Below are 17,524 nucleotides of genomic sequence, written 5' to 3'. Positions count from 1 at the left end.
TGGATTATAGAATCATGAAATCTAAATTTGATTTATTATGTCACTTATTATTTGCTTACAAAAAAATGAAGTTTCAAAACTTAAGCATTAGACCTTACGCCCAATTTGTTCCATTTTTGGATATAATTTCCTATATTTGCCGAGATTTATTTGATTTTTAGGGTTGAAAAACGTTTTTTTATACATTTTTAACAACAACCATTCTATGATTTCTATTTCATGAAATCAATCTAAAAATCATTCTTTTTTGTAGTTCGCTACATCTTTTGCCTTTTGGAAAAATTCCATTTACAGGCTAATAAATAATCAAAAATTAATCAAAAATGCACTGGATAGATTATCTAATCTTTGTCGTTTATATGCTCGCTATGCTTGGTGTTGGCGTGTATTTTTTTAATAAAAACAAAACAGCTGAAGACTTTTACGTAAGTGGTCGAAACATGAGTAGTTGGCACATCGGTTTATCTGTAGTGGCTACTGATGTGGGTGGAGGATTCTCCATCGGTTTAGGAGGGCTTGGTTTTACGATGGGAATATCAGGTTCTTGGATGTTATTTACAGGTTTACTCGGTGCGTGGCTTAGTGCTGTTTATCTCATTCCAAAAGTGAGTCATTTGGGCCATAAACATAATTTTTTTACTTTCCCACAAATATTTGAGCATTTTTATAACAGTAAAGTAGCTTTATTAGCCGGTATTATTTCAGCTATTGGATACATTGGGTTTACAAGTTCTCAAGTTTTGGCTGGAGCCAAATTAGCTTCGGCAACCATAGAAGGATTAAACATTCAAACCGCACTTATTGTTATGGGTGCAATTGCTGTTATTTATACCGCAATTGGAGGTCTAAAGGCGGTAATTTATACCGATACGATTCAATGGCTAATCTTAATTGGTGGATTGGTTTTTATTGGAATTCCTATTGCCTATACTGCTGTTGGAGGATATGATGTTATTAAAGCAACATTAGCCCCTGAATATTTGTCATTAACTAATGTGAAGTGGTACCAAATTTTAAACTGGTCCATTACTATTATTCCTATTTGGTTTGTAGGAATGACATTGTACCAAAGAATTTATGCCAGTAAAGGAGAAAAAGAAGCAAAAAAAGCATGGCTAATTGCTGGAGTTTTTGAATGGCCTATCATGGCATTTATGGGAGTAATTCTGGGAATGCTTGCTAAAGTTGCTGCTACTAATGGGATGTTTAAAGGAATTACTGATGCTGCATCGATGGATAGTGAAATGGGATTACCTATTTTATTAGCAACCATTCTTCCTGTTGGATTAATGGGATTGATGCTTTCCTCCTATTTTTCGGCTATCCTTTCCACTGCAGATAGCTGCTTGATGGCGGCCTCTGGTAATATAGTAACCGATATTCTCGCTAAATTTTCTAAAAAAGAATTAACCCACAAACAAGAATTACAACTTTCACAAATAGTAACCTTAGCAATTGGTGTTTTTGCCATTCTATTGGCTTCCCAAATGCAAAATGTTTTAGAACTCATGCTCTACTCCTATGCCTTTATGGTTTCAGGACTATTTATACCAGTACTAGGCGCTTTATTTTGGAAGAAAAGCCATCCCATTGCCGCTTTTTGGAGCATGCTTTTTGGAGGAGGAGCAACAATTTTACTCATAATCACTAAAAATAAATTACCTTTAGGAATAAAACTACCCGAGCATCTTGATGCCAACATTTATGGTATCAGTATTTCGCTTATTTTATTTTATACAATATCAATTTATCATTATAAAAAAGAAAAACAAAATGGAATTCAAAATAATTAATTCAACTTCAGGAGAAGACATCACATATACTAATCAAATAATTGCTCAATTTCTTTTCACTCATTTAGAGGAATATGGCGATAAAGTAGACGATATTCTAAAATGCATCGCTTACGTAATGAATCCAGATAAAGGAGGAAATATAGTTGTAGGTTTAGATGAAAATAAAATTGTAGGTGTTGTTATTTTAAACAACACAGGTATGAAAGACTTTATCCCTGAAAATATTTTGGTTTATATTGCAGTAGACAATAGCCAACGTGGTAAGGGATATGGAAAACAATTGATGCAAAAAGCCATCTCAATTGCCGAAGGAAATATTGCACTTCATGTGGAACCTGATAATCCTGCCAAAAAATTATACGAAAAACTAGGATTTACAAATAAATACCTAGAAATGCGTCTCATCAAATAATCCAAAATGCAAAACTTAAACCAACGTATAGCAACACTTACGCTATTGCGAAAGGAATTACATAAAAATCCAGAGGTTTCAGGAAAAGAAGTACATACTGCAAAAATGATTCTTTCATTTCTTGAAAATTATCCTCCTGATGAAATTGTTACCGAGGTTGGGACAACTGGAATTCTAGCTATTTATAAAGGAAAAACCGTTGGAAAAACGGTTTTATTTCGTTGTGAACTAGATGCATTACCCATTGACGAAATTAATACTTTTGAACATCGTTCTTTAACCAACGGAGTTTCCCATAAATGCGGACACGATGGACACATGGCAATTATGTGTGGTTTAGCCATTGAATTGCACTATAAAAGACCTAAAACAGGAACTGTTATTTTACTCTTCCAGCCTGCGGAAGAAGATGGCACTGGTGCTGAAAAAGTTTTTAATGACCCTAAATTTATTTATAAACCTGACTTTGTATTCGCACTGCACAATATTCCAGGGTATAAAAAAAATCAAATTGTTGTTAAAAACGATACTTTTAGTTGTGCCGTAAACAGCTTAATTATCAAACTAAAAGGAATCACATCTCATGCAGGAGAACCTCATAAAGGAATCAATCCAGCATTGGCATTAGCTAAAATAACTACCCAATTTAACCAGCTCATACAAGCCGATATTGCTGCAGCAAAATATTGTTTGATTACACCTATTTATTCGAAAATGGGTAAGAAGGCGTATGGTGTTTCAGCGGGTGCGGCAGAAATTCATTTTACAGTAAGAAGCGATAGTAATTCGGAAATGCAAGCCATTGAAAGTAAATTGGAAAAACTAGCAAAATCAATAGCCGAAGAATTCCAATTGAAATGCAAGATATCTTGGACGCAGAGTTTTCAAGCCAATGAAAACAATGTAGAAGCAGTAAATCACATAAAAAATGCAGTGAAAATCAATGATTTTGATCTGTTAGAAAAAGAAATGCCATTTACATGGGGAGAAGATTTTGGTCTACTTACCCAGCAATTTCCAGGAGCAATGTTTGGATTAGGATCAGGAATGAATACTCCCGCCCTACACAATCCAGATTATGATTTCCCAGATGAAATCATAACAACTGGAGTAGCCACTTTTTTACAAATAAGCAAACAAATTACGGATGCATACTAATTCGATTATAGAACTAAACAAAAAAGCGTACCAAAAAAATATTAGCTTTCTAAAAAATACTTTTGGAAAAAAAGTACTACTTTCTTCAGTTGTAAAAGGAAATGCATACGGTCATGGTATAAAGGAATTTGTACTCATGGCGTATGAATGTGGTGTTACACATTTTTCAGTTTTTGATGTCGAAGAAGCCAAAATAGTAAAAGCCACACTTGCTGATAAAGCCTTCATTATGGTGATGGGATTGGTTCAAGATGAAGACATGGAGTGGGTTGTTGCTAATGATGTTGAGTTTTTTGTATTCGATAAAAGCCGACTTACAAAAGCCACCAGAGTTGCAAAAAAACTGCATAAAAAGGCAATATTACATATTGAGGTAGAAACAGGAATGAACCGAACTGGTTTTGAAAAAAAAGAACTCAATAACGTTATCGCTTTTCTAAAAAAAGAAAAGGAATACCTTATATTTAAAGGGCTATGCACTCATTATGCCGGAGCTGAAAGCATTGCAAACTATTATAGAGTGGAGAAACAAATCAAACGATTTGACGAAATTTATCAATACCTTTGGGATAATGACCTAAAACCTGAGATGAAACATTCTGCTTGTTCAGCGGCTTCTATAATGTTTCCGGAAACAAGAATGGATATGGTTCGAATTGGTATCATGCAATATGGCTTGTGGCCAAGCCCTGAAGTTTTTGTAAATTATTTAAATACTAAAAAAAGTAAAATTGATCCATTGCATCGTGTCATTACTTGGAAAAGCAGTATCATGAGTGTGAAAAAAGTGAATATTGGCGATTTTATAGGATATGGCACTAGTTTTCTCGCAGAAAGAAAGATGAAAATTGCAGTTGTTCCAATAGGTTATTCTCATGGATACAGTAGATCATTGAGTAATCAAGGAAGAGTTTTAATTAATGGACAACGTTGTATTGTTGTAGGCTCAGTCAACATGAATATGATGACAGTTGATGTGACTGACATCGAAACTGTAAAAAAAGAAGATGAGGTCGTTTTAATTGGCACACAAGAAGATCTTACCGTATCTGTAGCTTCTTTTAGTGATTTCAGTAATCAACTAAATTATGAATTACTAACCCGAATTTCAAAAACGATTCCACGTAAAATAATAGAATAATGGCTTTTATAAAATTATATAGAAAGAAATTAGAAGAAAACTACACATTTCTTGATACTATCTTCAAATCTAGAAACATACAATGGGGTGTTGTATCCAAACTTTTGTGTGGTAATAAAATATATCTTAAAGAATTAATTGCACTTGGAGTACGAGAAATTCATGATTCTCGCGTAAGTAATTTAAGAAAAATAAAATCATTAGACCCTACTATTCAAACGGTATATATAAAACCTCCTGCAAAACAAAGTATAGAAAATATCGTTCGCTATGCTGATGTAAGTTTTAACACAGAAATTTATACCATACAACTGCTTTCTAAAGAAGCACAAAAACAGAACAAAACTCATAAAATCATAATCATGATTGAAATGGGTGATTTACGTGAAGGTGTAATGGGTGAAGAACTGGTTGAATTTTATGGTACTATTTTAAAATTACCCAATATTGAAATTCGTGGTATAGGTACCAATCTTAATTGTTTAAGTGGAATCATGCCAACACAAGATAAATTAATTCAGTTAAGTCTGTACAAACAACTCATTGAAGCCAAATTTAACATCACTATTCCATGGGTTTCTGGTGGAACATCGGTAGCTATTCCATTAATGCTAAAAAATGCACGTCCTATGGCGGTAAACCATTTTAGAGTTGGAGAAGCATTGTTTTTTGGAAAAGATCTTTTTACAGGCGATACCATCGCGGGGATGCACAATGATGTGTTTAAGCTGTACTCAGAAATAATTGAAATTACGGAGAAACCTGATGCCCCCATTGGAGAACTAGGCGAAAGTGGTGTTGGAACTAGTTATGTACCAAGTGATACTGATGATTTAGGAGAAACTTCTTTAAGAGCCATTTTAGACATTGGTTTACTTGACATGCAACCACAATATATTGAAGCCGAGGATAGTGATATTAAAATTATCGACGCAAGTTCAGATATGCTTGTAATAGATATTTCAAATTCAAAAAAGAAATATAAAATTGGAGATTTAGTTTCCTTTAAAATACAATATATGGGAGCACTCTATCTTTTAAATTCAGATTATATTGAAAAGAGAATCGGATAAATTAGCCTTAAAAAACTAATTACTAATAAAATTCATTTAAAATAATAAATTCCACTTTCCTAAAAAAAATCAGATAAACTATTATCTGATTTTTTTTTGTAAATTACTATTACATTTCAGGCAATAATTATTATCCAATTTAAATACTCATATTAACAAATTGTAAATTACAGAGGTGTATTCTCAGATAACCCTTAAAATAATAGGGGTTAAATTAGAAATTTAATAAAAATAGCATAATATCACCCTATTTCAATAGGGATATTGATTCATTTTATATTTTTACCGTAAAAACTAAACCTAAAAACAATGAGAAAAATTATTTTAAGCGTAATTCTTATCGCTCTATTGGTCTTATCACTCTGTACCAATTTCATGTTGTCCGAAAATCCAATTCCATTAGATGCAGTAAAATTTGACACTGGAGATACAGCTTGGATGATTGTTGCAACAGCACTTGTATTAATAATGACTCCTGGACTAGGTTTCTTCTACGGAGGAATGGTAGGAAAAAAGAATGTCATTAGCACCATGTTACAAAGCTTCATGGCAATGATAATTGTTACTGTACTTTGGGTAATCGTTGGATTCAGTTTATCTTTTGGAACTTCAATAGGAGGCTTCATAGGTAACCCTACAGATTATTTCATGTTTAAAAATGTTGGGATTACAACAGCTTGGGGAACCATTCCATTTATGCTTTTTGCTTTATTTCAAGCTAAATTTGCAATTATCACTCCAGCCTTAATAACTGGTGCATTTGCTGAGAGAATTCGTTTTTGGGCTTATATGTTGTTCATGGTTTTATTTATCATTTTTGTATATGCTCCATTATGTCATATGACTTGGCATGCAGATGGTTTTTTCTATAAAATGGGAGTATTGGATTTCGCTGGAGGAACTGTAGTACACATGAGTGCTGGATGGGCTGCTTTAGCTGGAGCAATGTTTTTAGGAAAAAGAAAAGGTCAAAAATCAAATCCTGCTCGTATTACTTATGTATTATTAGGAACAGGATTGTTATGGTTTGGTTGGTTCGGATTTAATGCTGGTTCTGCTCTTGCTGCAAACGGATTAGCAGTGCAAGCTTTAGGAACTACAACAGTTGCTGCAGCTGCTGCTGGTATGGCTTGGGTTTTCTTTGATAAAATTCTTGGACATAAAGTATCTGCAATGGGTGCTTGTATTGGTGCAGTAGTAGGACTTGTAGCTATTACTCCTGCAGCAGGATTCGTTAGTATTCCCAATGCAATTTTCATAGGTGTATTTAGTAGTTTAGTAAGTAATATTGTAGTAAGTAAATTTCCTAAAGGTAAAATTGATGATGCATTAGATGTATTTGCTTGTCATGGTGTTGGTGGTATGACTGGAATGTTATTAACTGGTGTTTTTGCATCAAAAGCAATAAATCCAGCAGTTACAGACCAAGGACTAATTTTTGGTGAAACAACTTTATTTATACACCAATTAACGGCTTTAGTAATTGTATCTGTATTTGCTTTTTCTGTTTCTTATTTCCTTTTCTTTATTGTAAATAAAATCACTCCTTTAAGAGTAACTGAAGACAAAGAAGAGTTAGGTTTAGATATCTCTCAACACGGAGAGTTTTTGTAGTAAACGCTTTAATAAATAAAATAAAACTCCCTGAAATTAAGTTTTCAGGGAGTTTTTTTTATGGCTATAAAACACACTGAATTTCATTTTATTCGCAATCTATTTATAGAAAGATCAAAACTATTTCTGGTATTCTTTTTATACATCAAAGCATCTTTTGTCCATTGATAAGCTAAGTTTCACACAAACAATGCAAACTTGTATAGGAATAAAATCAACTTAAAATCACCAAACTATATACAAAAAAATAGCCGTCTCAAAATAATTTGAGACGGCTATTCTTTATGAAATATCTTATTTTATTTTAAAGTAAAACTCGTTTTTGAAACCAATTCATTTTTATCAAAAACATTTACGAAGTACGTCCCTTTTGCAAAGTCTTTACCAGGTAAATCTTCTGTTACTTGAACAGTTTTGTTTTCATATTTTACATTAGTTATAAAACTATATACTAACGAAGCATCTCCAAAATTTTCAGTCTTTTTATCACCTAAAACATTGTTTTTACTATCAATTACTTGTACATAATATGTTTTATCTCCAGATTTAGCAATTTGGTTTTCAGCAATTGTAAAACTAATTTTAAGAACATCAGCTCTACTTGCTTTATCCGTTTCAACTTGTTTTCCTGAACTTCTTAGTTTGTAAGCAGATGTTTTCATGTTCAAAACTGTTAATTTTGAACCTTTCTCAACAGCTTTAGACAATTCTTCATTTTGTCCAACTAAAACTTCATTATATTTTTTAGATTCACCTAATACTACTACTGTACTATCACGTTGTGTAGTTAATGTAGTATTTGCTTTTTTCAATCCTTCATTTTCTGTCATTAAAACTTTCATATTGTTTTGCAAAGCAATAAATTGAGTTCTATATTTTGCTAATGAAGCTACATCCCCTTTTGACTTATTTAAATCAGCCATTAAATTAACTACTTTATCTCTTTCTTGAATTAACTCATCCGACATAGAGGTATTTTCAGAAATAGCTGCGTCATAAGTAGCTTTTAATTCTTGCAAATCTTTCATAACCGATTCTTTTTCAGTCATAGTAGTTTTCAATTCTGTTTGAACTGTTTCAACATCAGAACTCATTTTAAAAATATACACTAAACTACCTACTAATAAAACTGCTAATACAGCAATAACTGCCTTAAGACTTGAACTGCTTTTTTGATTTTCCATGTTTAAATATTTTTTTCCAAATTTAATAATATATATTTAAGTTATAACGTAAGTTAACACAATTATAGTATTTTTGGAAAAAAATATTTTTTTATGGAAAAAATTCTACCTTTTACTACGAATGATCTTGCAAAAATTACTAACCATAGAAGTGGTGAAATAAAATTTGGAGAAAAGATGATTACTGTACCAAAAGGAACTGACCCACTTTCATTTTTAAAAACATCAGAAGCTAAATATGTTTTATTGGGAATCCCAGAAGATATTGGTATTAGAGCCAATTTTGGAAGACCAGGCGCTGCATCGGCATGGGAGATTGCTATAAAAAATATTGCTAACATTCAACACAATCGCTTTTGCAAAGGAAATCAAATAATTATCCTTGGTCAAATGAATGTTTGTGAAGAAATGAAGGAGGTCGAACATTTAGATTTTAATGATATTGATGATCGTTCCAAATTGAGTCAATTAGTTGAAAAAATAGACAAAGACGTTTCTCATATTATCTTTAATATTATAAAAGCTGGAAAAACACCTATAATTATTGGTGGAGGTCATAATAATTCATACGGCAATATTAAAGGAACTGCTTTAGCAAAAGGGAAACCTATAAATGCCATCAATTTTGATGCACATTCCGATTTTAGAATTCTTGAAGGTCGTCATAGTGGGAATGGTTTTTCATATGCATACGAAGAAGGTTTTTTGAAAAAATATTTTGTTTTTGGCTTACATGAAAATTACACCTCCAAAAGCGTTTTGGACATTATAAAAAAAACGGAGGATCGTGTACGGTATAATACTTATGACAGCCTAAAAATTAGACAAGAAAAAAATTTTAATGAAGAAATGAATATAGCATTAGAATTTATTAAGACTGATAGTTTTGGAATTGAAATAGATTTAGATGCCATACCAAATATAGCAAGTAGTGCAATGACTTTAAGTGGTTTCTCCGTTGAAGAATTAAGACAATTCATTTCTTTTTTTGGAAAACACAAGAATGTTGCCTATTTACATATTTGTGAAGGTGCTCCCGATTTAGGCGAAGAGAAAAACAATCATTTAATTGGTAAATTAATAGGTTATTTAATTACTGATTTTATCAAGTCAAGTCAATAAATAACTCTTTTATAAGAGTTTTCAATCTGTAAAATAGACAACAAATTAAGCGAATCGATAAATAACACTATCTTTGCAAATCTATCTATGTACATAATACAAGATATTTAATTTCAAAAATATGTTATTCGAAGATTTATCACTTTCAAAAAGTATACAAAAAGCCGTATTTGAACAAGGCTATATCAATCCCACTCCTATTCAAGAGCAATCTATTCCGCTAGTTTTGGCTGGAAAAGATATGATCGGCTGTGCACAAACAGGAACTGGAAAAACAGCAGCATTTGCAATCCCCATTATACATCAATTACATCGTATTGTTGGCTCTTCTAAAAAAGCTAAACAAATTCGTGCGCTAGTGGTCACACCTACAAGAGAGCTAGCAGTTCAAATAGGGCAAAGTTTTGATACTTATGCTAAATATACCAATTTAACTCAGCTTACCATTTTTGGAGGAGTTTCGCAAAACCCACAAGTCGATACATTAAAAAATGGTATTGACATTTTAATTGCTACACCTGGAAGGTTACTTGATTTACATAAACAAGGTTTTATTGACTTAGACCATTTACATACATTAGTTCTTGATGAAGCAGACCAAATGCTTGACATGGGATTTGTAAATGATGTGAAAAAAATCGTCAAACTAACACCTAAAAATAGACAAACCTTATTTTTCTCTGCCACTATGCCAATGGCTATTCGAGAATTGGCCGAAATGTTTTTAACAAATCCTGAAACAGTAACAGTTTCCCCAGTGTCATCAACAGCTGAAAATGTAGAACAACATGTTTACTTTGTTGAAAAAACGGAAAAAAGAAACTTGTTATATCACTTGATTAAAAATCAGGACTTGTCAGATGTTTTAGTTTTTTCAAGGACAAAACACGGTGCAGATAATGTTGTAAAAGCATTACGAAAAAATAATATTGCAGCTGAAGCCATACATGGTGATAAATCTCAAAATGCGAGACAACGCGTTTTAGAAGCATTCAAAAATAAAGAAGTTGGAGTGCTTGTAGCTACTGACATTGCTGCTCGCGGTATTGATATTGATCAATTGCCCTATGTTATTAATTTTGACTTGCCCAATATACCAGAAACTTATGTTCACCGTATTGGTAGAACAGGACGCGCAGGAAATGGTGGGATATCAATTTCTTTTTGCAGTAAAGACGAACATGGGTATTGGAAGGATATTCAAAAATTAATTAAAGTTGACGTAAAAACGGTTAGTGATCATCCTTATCCATGGCATTCAGGTAACCCAGAGACTGCTCCTGGAGCTTCAAATAAACCAAAAAACTCAAATAGAAGTGGTGGTGCTCATAAATCAAGAAAATCTGATGCTTCAAAACAGAATAAAAAACGGTGGTATTAATACTAAATTTAACATAATTACTTAACTGTAAGAAAAGCCTTTTACTCAATTTGTAAAAGGCTTTTTTTTTAATACGTAAACGCCTAGTAATTAGTTAATTAACTGTTATTTTTCCATTTGATATATATTTTTTATTTAATTTTAATACAATTAATAATCATAAAACTTAATAAATTATGGAAGCAATCGTAAAAAGAAACGGTTTTTTACCGTTAGTAAATTCTAGTTTTTTACCAACACTAAATCCCTTTTTTGATGACATTATATCGAGAGATATTATGGACTGGACTGATAAGAATTTTTCGACTATTGGTAGCAGTTTACCATCTGTTAATTTAAAAGAAACAGATAAAAAGATAGAAGTTGAACTGGCTGCTCCTGGTTTGAAAAAAGAAGACTTTAAGGTTGAAATCGAAAATAACATGCTTTCTATTTCTTCAGAGAAAGAGGAAGAGAAAGAAGAAACCAAAAAAAAAGGAAATTATTACAGAAAAGAGTTTAACTATCAATCTTTCTGTAGAACCTTTAGCCTTCCTGATTATGCCGATGAAAACAACATTAATGCTAATTATAAAGACGGCATACTTCATGTCGAAATTGCAAAAAAAGAAGGAAGTACGAAAAAAATGGCTAAAAACATAGCTATAAAATAAGATAAAAGGAAATTTCATCTCTTTCAAAAAACATCTAAAATTATACTTTAGGTGTTTTTTTTTAGTTAAATCATATTAAACAAGATTCTTTTTCTTTGTAAATAAGATTATTTATTGTTTTAAATAATATAACTGACTCGAAGGGTTTCACAATTATATCATTAAATCCAGCTGATAATGACTCTTCAATAATTTCATCTTTATCAAATGCTGTCAATGCAACAATAGGTGTTTTTATTCCCATATTACGAACGCGCCTTGTGGTTTCAAACCCATTCATTAAAGGCATATTAATATCCATTAAAATGACATCAAAAGTTTCTTTTTCGAGAATCTCTAAAGCCAAAAAACCAGAGCTTACAACGCTGCATTTATAGTTGTTTTTTTCAATTATTTTTTTTGTAATCAGTTGATTAATTGTGTTATCATCTACTACAAGAACTGAAAAAATTTCACTTGATGTCAAGTCAACATGAATTTTATTAATAATTTCAACAGTCTTCGCCGGATCACATTCAAATGCAATTTCAAAGATAAAAGTAGTTCCTTTTCCTATTTCACTTTGAAGTGATATAGCGCTATTAAACAGTTCTAACAATCGTTTTACGATAGATAGCCCTAAACCTGTACCTTGATAATCAATCTCTTTCCTTCCAACTTGTACAAATTTTTCAAATATTTTTTCCTGATCTTCGATCGCTATTCCAACACCATTATCTTGAATTTTAAATTCAATATAATTAAATTTATTTTCTACTTTAATCAAGTTAGCCGAAATGTCAACCTTTCCATTATCAGTAAATTTCAATGCATTACTGACTAAATTTATTATTATTTGAGAAAAACGAAGTTTATCTCCAATTAAATACTCCGGAATCGCAGGGTCAATAGTAACATTAATTTCATTATTATGATTCTTCGCAATAAAAGACAAAGAATTTTTAATCATATTTATCTCATCAGTAATATTAAAAGTTAAACTTTCAAGAACAATTCGATTTTCTTCAATTTTATTAATTTGCAATACATCATTAACGAGTGATAATAGATAACGAGCAGAAAATTTAAGAGAACTTAAATGAGGACTATCCGCTAGTTCTTTGTGTTCATCCAATAACATATTTGTAATTCCAACTACACCGTATAATGGAGTTCGTAATTCATGACTTATTGTTGAAACAAATTGTGATTTAAGTTGAGAAGCAACTTCCGCTTTTTCTTTTGCAATACTTAACTCTTCATTGGCTATAACAAGTTCGGCATTCTTTTTTTTCTTAAAATTATAATTTTTATAAACGGTATAAAGTAGTAGCAATACAACACTAAAAGCAATTATGAATAGAAAAACTATAATTCTAGATTTTTTCAAACTTTGATATTGTAAATCTTTTTCATTTTCAATTTTATCAACTTTTCTCTTATATTCATCTAGCTCTAAGTTCACTCCTATAACTTCTGCCCTCTTCAATTTATCTGATTGCTCAAGTTCTTTTCTTATTTTATTAAACAAGGCCAAGTTTTCGTATGCTTCTTTATATTTACCTGTTTTTAATAATAATTTGGCATATTCTTCATGCGAATAAGACAAATCCGATTTTTCAATTCCACTATTACCAAGCTTAATAGCATCAATAAAAAAGGAATTTGCTTTATCATAGTCTGATGTACTCGTATAATACATTCCATTTAACATGTTTAAAGCAACAATTGTAGTATTATCACCCAACCTATTTTTGTATTTAGTAATAAAATCTAAATACGGCTTTCCATTTTTAAAATTACCAATATAAAAATAGGCCCAAGCAATATTCATTTTAGTTATGTAAATTTGACTTGAGTCGGCTATTTTTAAACTATAGTCTAGTGATTTTTTATAATAATTTAACCCTTTTGCAAGTTGATTAACTTCAAAACAATAAATGTTCCCTAGATTATTATTTATACTATTCTTAACAGTATCATTACTTGTTTTATTGGCATAAAACAGCCCTTTTTTATAGAAAAATATAGCTTTATCATACTCTGATAATTCATCATAATTACCTGCAATTGTATTATAGGATTTTGCAATTAAGATATCATCCTTAGCATCTATAGAGTGTTTTAATGCTTTTCTTGCAGTAGCAAATGATTTTTCATAATTAAACTCTTGCAAGTATTGTGAGGCCTTATTAGTAAGATTAACAATTTCCTTTCTTGATGGTTTTATTTTATCGGTAACAGAATTGCTGCTAAAAAGATTTAATGAAAAGAAAATAAAAAAAATAATTCTTGATTGGAGCATAGAAATTTTAATTTTATCAAATATACATTTTTATTTAAACATTAAGTATCAATAATTTAAAAAGAGAATAGACTTGATAAGTAAAAATATTTTAAAAAAAATAAATTTTACTGAAAGAATATTCTTAAAAAATAAAACTATAAAAAAAGCAGTTACAAGAATACCTTGTAACTGCTTTTTTATTTTAAATAAAATGATAACTAATTAATTGACATCAACTGGAACCGCTTCTAAATCATCATCGTTTTCCCAGCTTCCTACTACTGATGTTGCCAATGCATTTCCTAATACATTAGTAGCGCTTCTAAACATATCACAAAAATGATCAATTGGTAATATTAATGCAATACCTTCAATTGGAATATCAAACATACCACAAGTAGCAGCAACAACTACTAAACTTGCTCTAGGCACACCTGCAATTCCTTTGCTTGTAAGCATTAAAACTAAAAGCATCGTCATTTGAGTTCCTAAATCTAAATGAACTCCATAAGCTTGAGCAATAAAAATACTAGCAAAAGTCATATACATCATACTTCCATCAAGATTAAATGAATATCCTAAAGGTAACATGAAGGAAACAATTTTGTCTTTTACTCCAAAACGTTCTAGCTCTTCAGTCAATTTAGGAAAAACGGCTTCACTACTTGTTGTTCCAAAAGCTATAATCAATGGGCTAACAATTCTTTTAAGCAAAACGGTCATTCTGCTTTTTAGAAAAATATAACCAACCGCTATTAATACAACCCAAAGGGATGAAATTCCTATTAAAAAAGATCCGAAAAATTTAAAATAAGTGATAGCTAGTTCTTGAAAATCTCTAACAGCAAAAACTCCTGCGATAGCTCCAAAAACTCCAATTGGTGCAAAGTTCATAACATAATTCACCATTTTTAGAATAATATGTGACATTTTGTCTAAACCATTAACAACCGGTTTTACATAATCTCCTATTGCGGCAGCTGCCAAACCAAAGAAAATAGAAAAAACCACAATTTGAAGGATCTCATTTGTTGCCATTGCTTCAAAAATACTCTTGGGAACTATATGGGCAATAAAATTATCAAAAGATATACTTTTAGAATTTTCCGCCACTTCTGATGCTGAACCTAAATCAATATTTGACAAGTTAAGCCCCTCTCCAGGTTTAAGTGTGTTTACAAAAAACATTCCCAATAGTAATGAAATAAATGAAGCCGTAAAAAACCAAGCCAAAGCTTTTCCTCCAATTCTTCCAACTGCACTCACATTACCTAATTTTGCAATACCAACTACCAGTGTTGTAAATACTAGTGGAGAAATAATCATTTGTACCAATCTAATAAAAACGGTAGCAAGAATTTTTATTTTATCACTAAACTCCAAAGCGCCTTCTTCTGAAATTGTATTATGAATTACGATACCTAAAGCAATTCCTAAAATCATTGCAATAAGTATTTGTGTAGTCAAATTTGATAAGATTGACGGCTTTTTTGTTTCTGTAGAATTCATCTAGTGGTTTTTTATTTAATGGTTAGTTTGGGATTTGAACCCAGGTTTAATCTATTATAAGAAATATTTTAAATTCTTTTTAAACGGAAAAAAAATAGTGCATATTAATACGTCTTATTGATCAAGTAAAAATCAGCTAATACAATGGCAGCCATTGCTTCAACAATAGGAACAGCACGTGGAACAACACAAGGATCATGGCGACCTTTACCAGTCATTTCGGTAATATTACCTTTATTATCTAATGATTCTTGTTTTTGCATAATAGTAGCAACTGGTTTAAATGCTACTCTGAAATAAATATCCATTCCATTACTAATTCCACCTTGAATTCCTCCAGAAAGATTTGTTTTGGTAGTTCCGTCCGTATTGTATAAATCATTGTGTTCACTTCCTTTCATCTTTGCACCAGAGAAACCACTTCCATATTCAAATCCTTTTACCGCATTTATGGAAAGCATTGCTTTACCTAGTTCAGCATGAAGTTTATCAAAAACAGGTTCCCCTAATCCTACGGGAACATTTTGTATCACACAAGTTACAGTACCACCTACAGTATTCCCTTCTTTACGAATTTCACGAATATAATCTTCCATTACAACTGCCATCTCTTCATCTGGGCAACGTACTGGATTACTTTCTATTTTTGAAAAATCTAAATCTTGATACGGTTTTTCTAAAAATATGGGGCCTACTGAAGAAACATAAGCATTGATTTTTATTTCGGGCAACATTTGTTTTGCAATTGCACCTGCAACAACTCTGCTTGCTGTTTCACGAGCAGAACTTCTACCTCCACCTCTATAGTCTCTAAAACCATATTTTTGATCATAAACATAATCAGCATGACTAGGTCTATAATTATCTTTTATATGGGAGTAATCATCCGATTTTTGGTTTGTATTTGGAATAATAAAACCTATTGGTGTTCCAGTTGTTTTACCTTCAAAGATTCCTGATAAAAATTGAACATCATCTGGTTCTTTTCGTTGCGTAACAATTGCCGATTGGCCTGGTTTTCTTCTAGACATTTCAAGTTGAATTGCCTCTAAATCTAATTGTATTCCTGATGGGCAACCATCTATAATTCCACCTAATGCTTCTCCATGTGATTCACCAAAAGTGGTTATTCTAAATAGTGTTCCGTAGCTATTTCCTGCCATTATTATATGTTTTGAACAAAAGTAGCATTTTAGTTTAAAGTTTAAAAATTAAAAGTTTAAACTTTTAAGAATCAAATAGCATTTATTGACTTTTAATTAATATTAAAGCTAAATTATTAACCTTATCGTTAAATACAATTGCGATTAATTGAATTCATTTGTTAAACTTCAAATTAAATACAATTGAAAAAAAGAAAAGTGGAATTGGTTGTTATATCTGATGTTCATCTTGGAACTTTTGGAAGCCATGCCATTGAACTCAACAAATATTTATCTTCCATAAAGCCTAAAATTCTAGTTTTAAATGGAGATATTATTGATATCTGGCAATTTAGAAAATCGTATTTTCCAAAAACACATCTAAAAGTCATTCAAAAAATAATAAGCTTTGCTTCAAAAGGTACAAAAGTGTATTATATCACTGGAAATCACGATGAAATGCTACGGAAATTCAGTGACATGAATATGGGTAATTTTGCCTTGGTTGATAAATTAGTATTGGAACTAGACGACAAAAAAGCGTGGATATTTCATGGCGATGTATTTGATGCTTCTGTACATCATGCTAAATGGATTGCAAAACTAGGTGGATTAGGTTATGACTATCTGATTCTAATAAACCGTTTTGTTAATTGGTGTTTAAAACGATTTGGAAAAGAACCCTATTCTTTTTCTAAAAAAATCAAAGCAAGCGTCAAGAAAGCAGTAAAGCACATATCGGATTTTGAAGAAACGGCTACTGATATTGCAATAGAAAAAAAATACGATTATGTAATTTGCGGACATATACATGAGCCAAAAATAATAAAAAAAGAAAATAAAAATGGTAAGACATTATACTTAAATTCTGGTGATTGGGTGGAGAACTTAACCGCTTTGGAATACAATAAAAAACGATGGAAGCTACATTATTATAAGGATACTAATTATACAGAAGAAGAAAATTTATTTGAAATGGAAGATCTTTTGAGTAATGAACTGGTCAATTCAATCCTTTTATCGAAATAACTTCCAGTTTAGTATTTCATTTATTAAAATGCACTAAGCTCATA

Annotated in this window: 14 protein-coding genes; 10 read left to right on the top strand and 4 right to left on the bottom strand. The window is 31.2% G+C overall.

Translation table 11 applies throughout. From position 1 onward, the window contains the following. Nucleotides 1-323: 323 nt before the first annotated feature. The 6 genes from AB3G34_RS04910 to AB3G34_RS04885 all read left to right on the top strand — a co-directional run bounded on the left by AB3G34_RS04910 (nucleotide 324) and on the right by AB3G34_RS04885 (nucleotide 7,194). Nucleotides 324-1,793: a sodium:solute symporter gene (locus AB3G34_RS04910; protein WP_369753618.1), complete on the top strand. Its 1,470-nt coding sequence runs from the start codon at nucleotides 324-326 to the stop codon at nucleotides 1,791-1,793. Continuing rightward, entirely contained in the window at nucleotides 1,774-2,208 is a 435-nt protein-coding gene (locus AB3G34_RS04905; protein ID WP_367769331.1) for a GNAT family N-acetyltransferase, read from the top strand. The genes AB3G34_RS04910 and AB3G34_RS04905 overlap by 20 nt, the downstream gene beginning before the upstream one ends. Before the next feature lie 6 nt (nucleotides 2,209-2,214). Further along, nucleotides 2,215-3,366, top strand: a complete 1,152-nt coding sequence (locus AB3G34_RS04900) for an amidohydrolase (RefSeq protein WP_369753617.1) — start codon at nucleotides 2,215-2,217, stop codon at nucleotides 3,364-3,366. Next, nucleotides 3,356-4,507, top strand: coding sequence for an alanine racemase (gene alr / locus AB3G34_RS04895; protein ID WP_367769325.1), 1,152 nt, complete (start codon nucleotides 3,356-3,358; stop codon nucleotides 4,505-4,507). The genes AB3G34_RS04900 and alr overlap by 11 nt, the downstream gene beginning before the upstream one ends. Beyond that, a complete protein-coding gene (locus tag AB3G34_RS04890; RefSeq protein WP_367769322.1) occupies nucleotides 4,507-5,580 on the top strand; it encodes an alanine/ornithine racemase family PLP-dependent enzyme in 1,074 nt (357 codons plus the stop codon). Before alr ends, AB3G34_RS04890 begins: the two co-directional genes overlap by 1 nt. A 309-nt stretch (nucleotides 5,581-5,889) precedes the next feature. Next, nucleotides 5,890-7,194: an ammonium transporter gene (locus AB3G34_RS04885; protein WP_367769319.1), complete on the top strand. Its 1,305-nt coding sequence runs from the start codon at nucleotides 5,890-5,892 to the stop codon at nucleotides 7,192-7,194. A 299-nt stretch (nucleotides 7,195-7,493) separates the two neighbouring features. Here the strand turns inward: AB3G34_RS04885 and AB3G34_RS04880 are convergent, their stop codons facing one another. After that, nucleotides 7,494-8,378 carry a hypothetical protein gene (locus AB3G34_RS04880; RefSeq protein WP_367752623.1) on the bottom strand — a complete coding sequence of 295 codons (885 nt, stop codon included), beginning with the start codon at nucleotides 8,376-8,378 and terminating at the stop codon, nucleotides 7,494-7,496. Nucleotides 8,379-8,471: 93 nt separating this feature from the next. Here AB3G34_RS04880 and AB3G34_RS04875 point away from each other — a divergent pair, with 93 nt between their 5' ends. The 3 genes from AB3G34_RS04875 (at nucleotide 8,472) to AB3G34_RS04865 (ending at nucleotide 11,534) form a co-directional block, all read left to right on the top strand. After that, complete coding sequence (locus AB3G34_RS04875) at nucleotides 8,472-9,500, top strand: formimidoylglutamase (protein ID WP_369753616.1); 1,029 nt, start codon at nucleotides 8,472-8,474, stop codon at nucleotides 9,498-9,500. Nucleotides 9,501-9,621: 121 nt separating this feature from the next. Further along, nucleotides 9,622-10,881 (top strand): DEAD/DEAH box helicase, encoded by a 1,260-nt coding sequence (locus tag AB3G34_RS04870; protein ID WP_369753615.1) that lies wholly within the window; start codon nucleotides 9,622-9,624, stop codon nucleotides 10,879-10,881. A gap of 176 nt (nucleotides 10,882-11,057) precedes the next feature. Further along, nucleotides 11,058-11,534, top strand: coding sequence for an Hsp20/alpha crystallin family protein (locus tag AB3G34_RS04865; RefSeq protein ID WP_369753614.1), 477 nt, complete (start codon nucleotides 11,058-11,060; stop codon nucleotides 11,532-11,534). Nucleotides 11,535-11,604: 70 nt separating this feature from the next. On the opposite strand, the gene AB3G34_RS04860 is transcribed toward AB3G34_RS04865, so the two are convergent. The 3 genes from AB3G34_RS04860 to aroC all read right to left on the bottom strand — a co-directional run bounded on the left by AB3G34_RS04860 (nucleotide 11,605) and on the right by aroC (nucleotide 16,472). Further along, nucleotides 11,605-13,818, bottom strand: a complete 2,214-nt coding sequence (locus AB3G34_RS04860; RefSeq protein WP_367769307.1) for a response regulator — start codon at nucleotides 13,816-13,818, stop codon at nucleotides 11,605-11,607. A 204-nt stretch (nucleotides 13,819-14,022) separates the two neighbouring features. Next, nucleotides 14,023-15,309, bottom strand: a complete 1,287-nt coding sequence (locus tag AB3G34_RS04855) for a dicarboxylate/amino acid:cation symporter (RefSeq protein ID WP_367752613.1) — start codon at nucleotides 15,307-15,309, stop codon at nucleotides 14,023-14,025. 104 nt (nucleotides 15,310-15,413) lie between these two features. After that, a complete protein-coding gene (aroC, locus tag AB3G34_RS04850; RefSeq protein ID WP_369753613.1) occupies nucleotides 15,414-16,472 on the bottom strand; it encodes a chorismate synthase in 1,059 nt (352 codons plus the stop codon). 183 nt (nucleotides 16,473-16,655) lie between these two features. Between aroC and AB3G34_RS04845 the strand changes: the two genes are divergently transcribed. After that, a complete protein-coding gene (locus AB3G34_RS04845) occupies nucleotides 16,656-17,480 on the top strand; it encodes a UDP-2,3-diacylglucosamine diphosphatase (RefSeq protein WP_367769301.1) in 825 nt (274 codons plus the stop codon). Nucleotides 17,481-17,524: the final 44 nt, after the last annotated feature.

The sequence above is a fragment of the Flavobacterium sp. WC2409 genome (genome assembly GCF_041200085.1).
Taxonomy (GTDB): Bacteria; Bacteroidota; Bacteroidia; order Flavobacteriales; family Flavobacteriaceae; genus Flavobacterium.
Note: the sequence above shows the minus strand (reverse complement) of the source record. Positions and strands in the feature narration are given on the sequence as shown.

What these genes read in the sequence shown, in the direction of transcription:
- AB3G34_RS04885 (WP_367769319.1), top strand. Translation starts at nt 5,890, where the DNA reads ATGAGAAAAATTATTTTAAGCGTAATTCTTATCGCTCTATTGGTCTTA.
- AB3G34_RS04900 (WP_369753617.1), top strand. Translation starts at nt 2,215, where the DNA reads ATGCAAAACTTAAACCAACGTATAGCAACACTTACGCTATTGCGAAAG.
- AB3G34_RS04860 (WP_367769307.1), bottom strand. Translation starts at nt 13,818, where the DNA reads ATGCTCCAATCAAGAATTATTTTTTTTATTTTCTTTTCATTAAATCTT.
- AB3G34_RS04910 (WP_369753618.1), top strand. Translation starts at nt 324, where the DNA reads ATGCACTGGATAGATTATCTAATCTTTGTCGTTTATATGCTCGCTATG.
- AB3G34_RS04890 (WP_367769322.1), top strand. Translation starts at nt 4,507, where the DNA reads ATGGCTTTTATAAAATTATATAGAAAGAAATTAGAAGAAAACTACACA.
- AB3G34_RS04870 (WP_369753615.1), top strand. Translation starts at nt 9,622, where the DNA reads ATGTTATTCGAAGATTTATCACTTTCAAAAAGTATACAAAAAGCCGTA.
- AB3G34_RS04855 (WP_367752613.1), bottom strand. Translation starts at nt 15,309, where the DNA reads ATGAATTCTACAGAAACAAAAAAGCCGTCAATCTTATCAAATTTGACT.
- AB3G34_RS04865 (WP_369753614.1), top strand. Translation starts at nt 11,058, where the DNA reads ATGGAAGCAATCGTAAAAAGAAACGGTTTTTTACCGTTAGTAAATTCT.
- AB3G34_RS04875 (WP_369753616.1), top strand. Translation starts at nt 8,472, where the DNA reads ATGGAAAAAATTCTACCTTTTACTACGAATGATCTTGCAAAAATTACT.
- AB3G34_RS04880 (WP_367752623.1), bottom strand. Translation starts at nt 8,378, where the DNA reads ATGGAAAATCAAAAAAGCAGTTCAAGTCTTAAGGCAGTTATTGCTGTA.
- alr (WP_367769325.1), top strand. Translation starts at nt 3,356, where the DNA reads ATGCATACTAATTCGATTATAGAACTAAACAAAAAAGCGTACCAAAAA.
- aroC (WP_369753613.1), bottom strand. Translation starts at nt 16,472, where the DNA reads ATGGCAGGAAATAGCTACGGAACACTATTTAGAATAACCACTTTTGGT.
- AB3G34_RS04905 (WP_367769331.1), top strand. Translation starts at nt 1,774, where the DNA reads ATGGAATTCAAAATAATTAATTCAACTTCAGGAGAAGACATCACATAT.